The following is an 8,193-nucleotide window of genomic DNA, read 5'->3' as shown; positions in this document are numbered from 1 at the left end:
GTCCGCGTCTTCCCCCTCTCCAACTGGACCGAACTGGACGTCTGGCAGTACATCGCCCGCGAAGACATCGAACTGCCCGACATCTACTTCGCGCATCGCCGTGAGGTGTTCCGGCGCGGCGGGATGTGGCTGACCGGCGGCGGGTGGGGCGGGCCGCGCGAGAACGAGGTCGTGGAGAGGCGGCTCGTCCGCTACCGGACCGTCGGCGACATGTCCTGCACCGGCGCCGTCGACTCCGACGCCACCACGCTGGACGCCGTGATCGCAGAGATCGCCGCCTCCCGGCTCACCGAGCGGGGCGCCACCCGCGCCGACGACAAGATGTCCGAGGCCGCGATGGAAGACCGCAAGCGCGAGGGGTACTTCTAGACATGACGACCATCGACACACTGCGCTTCGCGACCGCCGGCTCCGTCGACGACGGCAAGTCCACCCTGGTCGGACGACTGCTGCACGACTCCAAGTCGATCCTGACGGACCAGCTGGAGGCCGTCGAGCGCGCCTCGGCGAGCCGCGGCCAGGACGCCCCCGACCTCGCCCTCCTCACCGACGGCCTGCGCGCCGAACGCGAACAGGGCATCACCATCGACGTCGCCTACCGCTACTTCGCCACGGCGCGCCGCCGCTTCATCCTCGCCGACACCCCCGGGCACGTGCAGTACACCCGGAACATGGTCACCGGCGCCTCGACCGCCGACCTGGCCGTCGTCCTCGTCGACGCCCGCAACGGCGTCATCGAGCAGACCCGCCGGCACGCGGCCGTCGCCGCACTGCTGCGCGTCCCGCACGTGGTCCTCGCCGTCAACAAGATGGACCTCGTCGGCTACGAGCAGAAGGACTTCGAGCGGATCGTCGAGGACTTCGCGGGCCACGCCGCCGAGCTGGACCTGCCCGGCTTCACTCCGATCCCGGTCTCGGCGCTCGCCGGTGACAACGTGGTGGAGCGTTCGACGCGCATGGACTGGTACGAGGGTCCGGCGCTCCTGGAGTTCCTGGAGACCGTGCCGGTGGGTTCCGAGCCCACGTCCGCTCCGGTGCGCTTCCCGGTCCAGTACGTGATCCGGCACGGCGAGGCCCGCCACTACGCGGGGCAGTTGGTGTCCGGAACGCTGCGGGTCGGGGACCGGGTCACCGTCCACCCCTCCGGAGAGACCTCCGAGATCGCCGGCATCGACGTGCTCGGCAAGGACGCCGGCCTCGCGTACGCGCCGCAGTCGCTGACCCTGCGCCTGGCCGACCAGCGCGATGTCTCACGCGGTGACATGATCACCGCCGGGCCGGACGCGCCCGCGCTCACGCAGGACGTCCGGGCGGCCGTCTGTCATCTGGCCGACCGGGCGCTCAGGGTCGGCGACCGGGTGCTGGTCAAGCACACCACGCGGACCGTGAAGGCGATCGTCAAGGACCTGGGCGGGGCGGACGAGCTGACCACGAACGACCTCGGGCGCATCACCCTGCGCACCGCCGAACCGCTCGCGCTCGACGACTACGCGGACGTACGCCACACCGGCGCGTTCCTCCTCGTCGACCCGGCGGACGGCTCGACACTGACGGCGGGCATGGCCGACCTCTCCCGTTAGGGCCGCTCTTTCCCGCGCCCTCAAGTCCCCAGTGAAAGCCGGGGCTTGGGGGCGTCGATGCGTCCGGTCTGCGGGCGGCGGCTGCCCGCGCGGTAGGGCTTGGGCCAGGCGACGCCCGGGCCCTCGTACCCCTGCTCGGCCGCCGCGTGCAGCGTCCAGTGCGGGTCGTAGAGATGCGGCCGGGCGAGTGCGCACAGGTCCGTACGCCCGGCCAGGATCAGGGAGTTGACGTCGTCCCAGGAGGAGATCGCGCCGACGGCGATCACGGGGAGGCCGGTCTCGTGGCGGATCCGGTCGGCGAACGGGGTCTGGTACGAGCGGCCGTACTCGGGCTCTTCGTCGGCGACCACCTGCCCGGTCGACACGTCGACCGCGTCGGCGCCGTGCGCCGCGAAGGCCCGGGCGATCGCCACGCCCTCGTCCCCGGTGTTGCCGCCCTCGGCCCAGTCGGTGGCGGAGATGCGGACGGTCATCGGCCGCTCCTCCGGCCACACGGCGCGTACGGCGTCGAAGACCTCCAGCGGGAAGCGCAGTCTGCGTTCCAGCGAGCCGCCGTAGGCGTCGGTGCGCCGGTTGGTGAGCGGTGAGAGGAAGCCGGAGAGCAGGTAGCCGTGGGCGCAGTGCAGTTCGAGGAGGTCGAAGCCGCAGCGGGCGGCACGCCAGGCGGCTGCCGCGAACTGCTCGCGGATGTCGGTGAGTTGGGCGCGGGTCAGCTGCCGGGGGGTCTGGCTGCGTGGTCCGTACGGGATCGGGGAGGCGGCCACCAGGGGCCAGTTGCCCTCCTCCAGGGGCTCGTCCATGCCCTCCCACATCAGCTTCGTGGAGCCCTTGCGGCCGGAGTGTCCGAGCTGGACGCCGATCGCGGTGCCGGGTGACTGGGTGTGCACGAAGCGGATGATCCGCCCCCAGGAATCGGCCTGCCGGGGTGAGTAGAGGCCCGCGCAGCCGGGGGTGATGCGGCCCTCGGCGCTCACGCACACCATCTCGGTCATCACCAGGCCCGCGCCGCCGAGCGCCCGTGCGCCCAGGTGGACGAGGTGGAAGTCGCCGGGGACGCCGTCCACGGCCGAGTACATGTCCATCGGTGAGACCACGACCCGGTTGCGCAGGGTCAGACCGCGCAGCCGGAACGGGGTGAACATCGGCGGTGTGCCGGGCGGGCAGCCGAACTCGCGCTCGACCGCCGCCGTGAAGTGCGCGTCCCGCAGCCGCAGGTTGTCGTGCGTGACACGGCGGCTGCGCGTGAGGAGGTTGAAGGCGAACTGCCGGGCGGGCTGATGGAGATACAGCCCCAGGTTCTCGAACCACTCCAGGCTGGCCCGCGCCGCCCGCTGGGTGGACGCGACGACAGGGCGCCGCTCCTCCTCGTACGCGGCGAGTGCCTCGTCGAGGGCGGTCCGCTCCTCCAGGCAGGCGGCCAGCGCGAGCGCGTCCTCGACGGCGAGTTTGGTGCCGGAGCCGATGGAGAAGTGCGCGGTGTGCGCGGCGTCCCCGAGGAGGACCAGATTGCCGTGGGACCAGCGGTCGTTGACCACCGTACGGAAGGTGGTCCACGTCGACTTGTTGGACCGCAGCTGCCGCCCGCCGAGCGCGTCCGTGAAGATCTTTCCGCAGAGCTCGACGGACTCCTGCTCGTCGAGGTCCGCGAAACCGGCCGCCCGCCACACCTCTTCGCGCATCTCGACGATGACGGTGGAGGCGCCGAATTGATTCTGTGGCCCGGAGGGCCTCGTTGAGGGGTGGTGGTCGGGCGACGGGCGGGAGTACGGGTAGCCGTGCAGCTGCATCACGCCGTGCTCGGTCTCCGCGATCTCGAAGCGGAAGGAGTCGAAGGCGAAGTCGGCGGCGAGCCAGATGTAACGGCACCGGTGCTCCTCGACCGACGGTTTGAACACCTCCGCGTACGCCGCCCGGGTCGCACTGTGCACCCCGTCGGCGGCGATGACCAGGTCGTACGCCGTCGTCAGCTCGGCGACCGGCGGGGCCTCGGCCCGGAAGCGCAGCTCGACGCCGAGCGAGCGGCAGCGCTCGTGCAGGATCTCCAGGAGCCGGCGCCGGCCGAGCGCCGCGAAGCCGTGGCCTCCGGAGGTGCTGCGCACGCCCCGGTGCACGATGTCGATGTCGTCCCAGCGCACGAACTCGTCCTGGAGCGCCGCGTACACGACCGGGTCGGCGTGCTCGATCCCGCCGAGCGTCTCGTCGGAGAGCACGACACCGAAGCCGAAGGTGTCGTCGGGGGCGTTGCGCTCCCAGACGGTGACCTCGCGGTCCGGGTCGAGGCGCTTGAGCAGCGCGGCGGCGTACAGCCCGCCGGGACCGCCGCCGATGACGGCGACACGCACAGACGCGGACGTCCGCGTCGCCACGGCTATCGCCCCCGCCACTTCGGGGCGCGCTTCTCCGTGAACGCCGCATGGAACTCGGCGTAGTCCTCGCCGGTCATCAAGAGGGCCTGGGTCGAGGCGTCGAGCTCGACGGAGGCGGCGAGGGGCATGTCCAGTTCGGCGGTGAGCAGGGCCTTGGTCTGGGCGTACGCGAGAGCCGGGCCCTCGGCCAGGCGGCGGGCCAGCCGCTGCGCGGCCTCGTCCGCGCCGCCCTCGTCCGCCAGCCCGCTGATCAGGCCGATCCGCTCGGCCTCGGGCGCGCGCACCGGTTCGCCGAGCATCAGCAGCCGGGTCGCGTGACCGAGTCCGACGACCCGGGGCAGCAGATAGGCGGCGCCCATGTCGCCGCCGGACAGTCCGACGCGGGTGAAGAGGAAGGCGAACCGGGCGCTCGGGTCGGCCACCCGGAAGTCGGCGGCCAGGGCGAGGACGGCTCCGGCGCCCGCCGCGACCCCGTGCACCGCCGCGATCACCGGGAACGGGCACTCCCGTACGGCCCGCACGACCTGCCCGGTCATCCGGTTGAAGTCGAGGAGCTGTGCGGTGTCCATGGACAGGGTCGCGCCGATGATCTCGTCGACGTCACCGCCCGAGCAGAAGCCGCGCCCCTCCCCCGCCAGCACCAGCGCCCGTACCGACCGCTCACGGGAGAGCTGGGCGAGCAGATCGCGCAGGTCGGCGTAGGCGCCGAAGGTGAGGGCGTTGAGTTTCTCGGGGCGGGCCAGGGTGACCGTGGCGACCCCGTCGGCGACCTCGCACCTCAGGTGCTGCCAGTCGGAGGTGCGGGTGGCGGAGCCGGTGAAGGGACTCATGACGGGCGGCCTCCTCGGACGGGGGCGGCGGTCCGCGCCACAGGGCGCCGGACAGCGGGCGTCGTTACTCCACGAAGTTATCACCACTCTGTGACTGTCGTCACGACCACGCAATAACGCGGTCGGGAAGTGACCGTTTCCCGTCACCGCGTCACGGGTTCTCGATAGCCCCGTAACGGTGGGAGCACCGCGCGGGAGAGGGGGCGTTGAGCTGGGTACGGGGCCTCATGCCGAGCCGAACGTCCTGGGAGGGCGCCCACCGAACGTCCTGGAAAGCGCCCGCCCGACGCCTCCGTCCGGCCGCGCCGTACCATTCCTCACGTTGAAAGCAGGACAACCTGCTCCATGAACGGACCCACCTTGCACGACACCCCCGCCCCCGCCTCCTGGCGCATCGCGCTGCCGCACACCGCCGCGGCCGTGCCGGTCGCCCGCGCCCTGGTCCGCACCGCGCTGGCCGAGCTGAAGCACGCGGCCGACAGCGACACCGCGGAACTGCTCACCGCGGAGCTGGTCGCCAACGCCGTGGAGCACACTGCGGGGGACGGTCCCATAGAGCTGGTCGTGGAGCTGATGCCGACCGGCTGTCAGGTCGAGGTGCACGACCCGGACCCGGAGCCGCCCGGCAACCTCACGGTCCCGGAGCCGCCCGGTGAGCCCGACCCCTGGCAGGAGCACGGGCGCGGCCTCCTCCTGATCCGCACCCTCAGCTCCTCATGCGGCCACCGCCCCACCGGCTCCGGCAAGGCGGTCTGGTTCAGACTGCCTGTGGTGCCCGCTCAGCGGCGTCCGGCGTGACCTCGGCGCCGGGAGCGGCTCCGGGAAGGGCTCCAGCCGCGGCCAGCCGGGAGTTGCGGCGGCCGTAGAGCACGTACACGAGGAAGCCGGCCGCCAGGAAGCACGCGAACTGGATCCAGGTCGTCCAGCCCGTCTCGTACATCAGGTACAGACAGAAGCCGATGCCGAGCAGCGGCACCACGGGGTAGAGCGGTACCCGGAACGTCCTGGCGAGACCCGGTTGCCGGCGCCGCAGCGCGATCACCGCGACATTGACGGCGGCCATGGTGGCGAGCGTGCCGATCGTCGTCAGGTTGACGACGGCGTCGAGCGGGGCGAAGGCCGCCGGGACGGCGAAGACGATGGCGACGATCAGGGTTCCCGCGACCGGTGTCGAGGTCTTCGGCGAGATCTTCTCGAAGACCCGCGGCACGAGCCCGTCGCGGGACATGGACATGAGGATGCGGGTCTGTCCATACATCACCGCGAGCACGACCGAGGCGATGGCGACGACCGCCCCGAACGCGACGACCCCGGCGCCGACCGTGGAGCCGGTGACCACGTTGACGACGTACGACAGCGCGGCGGGCCGCCCGGCGACCGCGTCGCCGCCGACGGCTCCGATCGCCGCGAGGGCCACCGCGCAGTACAACAGGGTGACCAGACCGATGCAGACCAGGATGGCGATCGGGATGTTGCGGCGGGGATCCTTGGCCTCCTCGCCTGCCGTGGTGATCGCGTCGAAGCCGATGTACGAGAAGAAGGCCGCCGTGGTGCCCGCGCCGATACCGCCCAGCCCGGCCGGGGAGAACGGCGTGAGGTTGCCGTCCTTGAAGGCGCTGAACCCGATCGCGCAGAAGGCGACGAGCACCACGAGCTTCAGCACGGCCATGGCCGCGGTCGCCCGGGCGCTCTCGCGCACCCCGCGGATCAGCAGGACCGAGGCCAGCGCGATCACGATGACCGCGGGAAGGTTGACGATCCCGCCGTCGGACGGGCCGGCCGAGAGCGCGGCGGGCAGCTGCACGCCCAGGAGGCTGTGCAGCAGTTCGTTGACGTACTGGCTCCAGCCGACCGCCACGGCCGACACGGAGACGCCGTACTCCAGGAGCAGACACCAGCCGACGAGGAAGGCCGTGCCCTCGCCCAGTCCCGCGTAGGCGAAGGAGTACGAGGATCCGGAGACCGGGATCGCGCCGCCGAGCTCGGCGAAGGAGAACGCGGTGAAGACGCAGGTGATCGCCGCGAGGATGAACGACACGACCACGGCGGGTCCGGCCTGTGCGACCGAGTCGGAGAGTCCGACGAAGATTCCGGTGCCGACGATCGCGCCGACGCCGAAGCAGATGAGCTGGAAGAGACCCATGGTCCGCTTGAGGCCATGACCTTCGCGGTCGGCGCCTGATTCGGCCATCAGCAGCTGGGGGGACTTGATGCGTGGAGCGGACATGCGGGTGGTGCTCATTTCCGGTGGTGCGGGGTACGACGGGGTCGGTCGCGCGGCGGTCGCGGAAGGGGTGAATCCGGACCGCCGGTCAGGATAGAGCCTGCGGGGACGTCCGTCAGGCCAGGACCTCGGGGATTCCCGGCCGGCCCAGGGTGGCGACCATGATCGCCTTGATGGTGTGCAGCCGGTTCTCGGCCTCGTCGAAGACGACCGAGTGCGCCGACTCGAACACCTCGTCGGCGACCTCCAGCGAGTCGAGGCCGTGGGTCTCGTGGATCTCGCGGCCGACCTTGGTGCCCAGGTCGTGGAAGGCCGGCAGGCAGTGCAGGAACTTCACGTCCGGGTTGCCGGTGGCGCGCAGCACGTCCATGGTCACGGCGTACGGGGACAGCGCGGCGATGCGCTCGTCCCACACCTCCTTGGGCTCGCCCATCGAGACCCAGACGTCGGTGGCGACGAAGTCGGCGCCGTGGACGCCCTCGCCGAGGTGCTCGGTGAGGGTGACGCGCCCGCCGTTGCTCTCGGCGAGCTTGCGGGCCTCGGCGACGATCTCCGCGGCGGGCCAGTAGGCCTCCGGGGCCACGATCCGGACGTCCATGCCGAGGAGCGCGCCGGTGACCAGGTAGGAGTTGCCCATGTTGAAACGGGCGTCACCCAGGTAGGCGAAGGCGATCTCGCCGAGCGGCTTGTCGCAGTGCTCGGTCATGGTGAGCACGTCGGCGAGCATCTGGGTGGGGTGCCAGTCGTCGGTCAGACCGTTGTAGACGGGCACTCCGGCGTACTCGGCCAGTTCCTCGACGGAGGCCTGGCTGTCGCCCCGGTACTCGATCGCGTCGAACATCCGGCCGAGCACACGCGCGGTGTCCTTCACGGACTCCTTGTGGCCTATCTGCGAACCGGACGGGTCCAGATACGTCGTCGACGCGCCCTGGTCCGCGGCCGCGACCTCGAACGCGCAGCGCGTACGGGTCGAGGTCTTCTCGAAGATCAGCGCGATGTTCCTGCCCCGCAGGTACTGCGTCTCGGCCCCGGCCTTCTTGGCCGCCTTGAGCTCGGCGGCCAGCGCGATCAGACCGCGGAACTCCTCCTCGGTGAAGTCCAGCTCCTTGAGGAAGTGGCGTCCGGCGAGGGCGGTCGGGACTGTCGCCATGGGGGCGCTCCAGAGGTACGGGGACGGGGCGAACAAGGGAACG

7 protein-coding genes are annotated in these 8,193 nt (G+C 71.3%); 3 read left to right on the top strand and 4 right to left on the bottom strand.

The window, feature by feature from the left end; genetic code table 11:
- On the top strand, positions 1 to 369 hold a 369-nt coding region (locus ACZ7M2_RS51765), incomplete at its 5' end, for a phosphoadenosine phosphosulfate reductase domain-containing protein (protein WP_471601258.1).
- Between the two features lie 2 nt (positions 370 to 371).
- Entirely contained in the window at positions 372 to 1,580 is a 1,209-nt protein-coding gene (locus tag ACZ7M2_RS51760) for a sulfate adenylyltransferase subunit 1 (protein ID WP_471601257.1), read from the top strand.
- A 20-nt stretch (positions 1,581 to 1,600) separates the two neighbouring features.
- Here the strand turns inward: ACZ7M2_RS51760 and ACZ7M2_RS51755 are convergent, their stop codons facing one another.
- Together ACZ7M2_RS51755 and ACZ7M2_RS51750 are read right to left on the bottom strand one after the other, a co-directional pair.
- Positions 1,601 to 3,964 (bottom strand): bifunctional salicylyl-CoA 5-hydroxylase/oxidoreductase, encoded by a 2,364-nt coding sequence (locus tag ACZ7M2_RS51755; protein WP_471601256.1) that lies wholly within the window; start codon positions 3,962 to 3,964, stop codon positions 1,601 to 1,603.
- Positions 3,949 to 4,776, bottom strand: a complete 828-nt coding sequence (locus ACZ7M2_RS51750) for an enoyl-CoA hydratase family protein (protein ID WP_471601255.1) — start codon at positions 4,774 to 4,776, stop codon at positions 3,949 to 3,951. The genes ACZ7M2_RS51755 and ACZ7M2_RS51750 overlap by 16 nt, the downstream gene beginning before the upstream one ends.
- Positions 4,777 to 5,121: 345 nt before the next feature.
- Between ACZ7M2_RS51750 and ACZ7M2_RS51745 the strand changes: the two genes are divergently transcribed.
- Complete coding sequence (locus ACZ7M2_RS51745; RefSeq protein ID WP_060897576.1) at positions 5,122 to 5,574, top strand: ATP-binding protein; 453 nt, start codon at positions 5,122 to 5,124, stop codon at positions 5,572 to 5,574.
- On the opposite strand, the gene ACZ7M2_RS51740 is transcribed toward ACZ7M2_RS51745, so the two are convergent.
- Positions 5,534 to 7,003: an amino acid permease gene (locus tag ACZ7M2_RS51740; protein ID WP_471601254.1), complete on the bottom strand. Its 1,470-nt coding sequence runs from the start codon at positions 7,001 to 7,003 to the stop codon at positions 5,534 to 5,536. The two genes, ACZ7M2_RS51745 and ACZ7M2_RS51740, sit on opposite strands and share 41 nt — an antisense overlap.
- 112 nt (positions 7,004 to 7,115) lie before the next feature.
- Complete coding sequence (gene argF, locus ACZ7M2_RS51735; protein ID WP_471601253.1) at positions 7,116 to 8,150, bottom strand: ornithine carbamoyltransferase; 1,035 nt, start codon at positions 8,148 to 8,150, stop codon at positions 7,116 to 7,118.
- Between the last annotated feature and the right edge of the window lie 43 nt (positions 8,151 to 8,193).

The sequence above is a fragment of the Streptomyces sp. NPDC111507 genome (assembly GCF_055638955.1).
Note: the sequence above shows the minus strand (reverse complement) of the source record. Positions and strands in the feature narration are given on the sequence as shown.

Bases quoted from the DNA above. Each gene is read 5' to 3' on its own strand.
- ACZ7M2_RS51760 (WP_471601257.1), top strand. From the start codon at position 372: ATGACGACCATCGACACACTGCGCTTCGCGACCGCCGGCTCCGTCGAC.
- ACZ7M2_RS51750 (WP_471601255.1), bottom strand. From the start codon at position 4,776: ATGAGTCCCTTCACCGGCTCCGCCACCCGCACCTCCGACTGGCAGCAC.
- ACZ7M2_RS51745 (WP_060897576.1), top strand. From the start codon at position 5,122: ATGAACGGACCCACCTTGCACGACACCCCCGCCCCCGCCTCCTGGCGC.
- ACZ7M2_RS51740 (WP_471601254.1), bottom strand. From the start codon at position 7,003: ATGTCCGCTCCACGCATCAAGTCCCCCCAGCTGCTGATGGCCGAATCA.
- argF (WP_471601253.1), bottom strand. From the start codon at position 8,150: ATGGCGACAGTCCCGACCGCCCTCGCCGGACGCCACTTCCTCAAGGAG.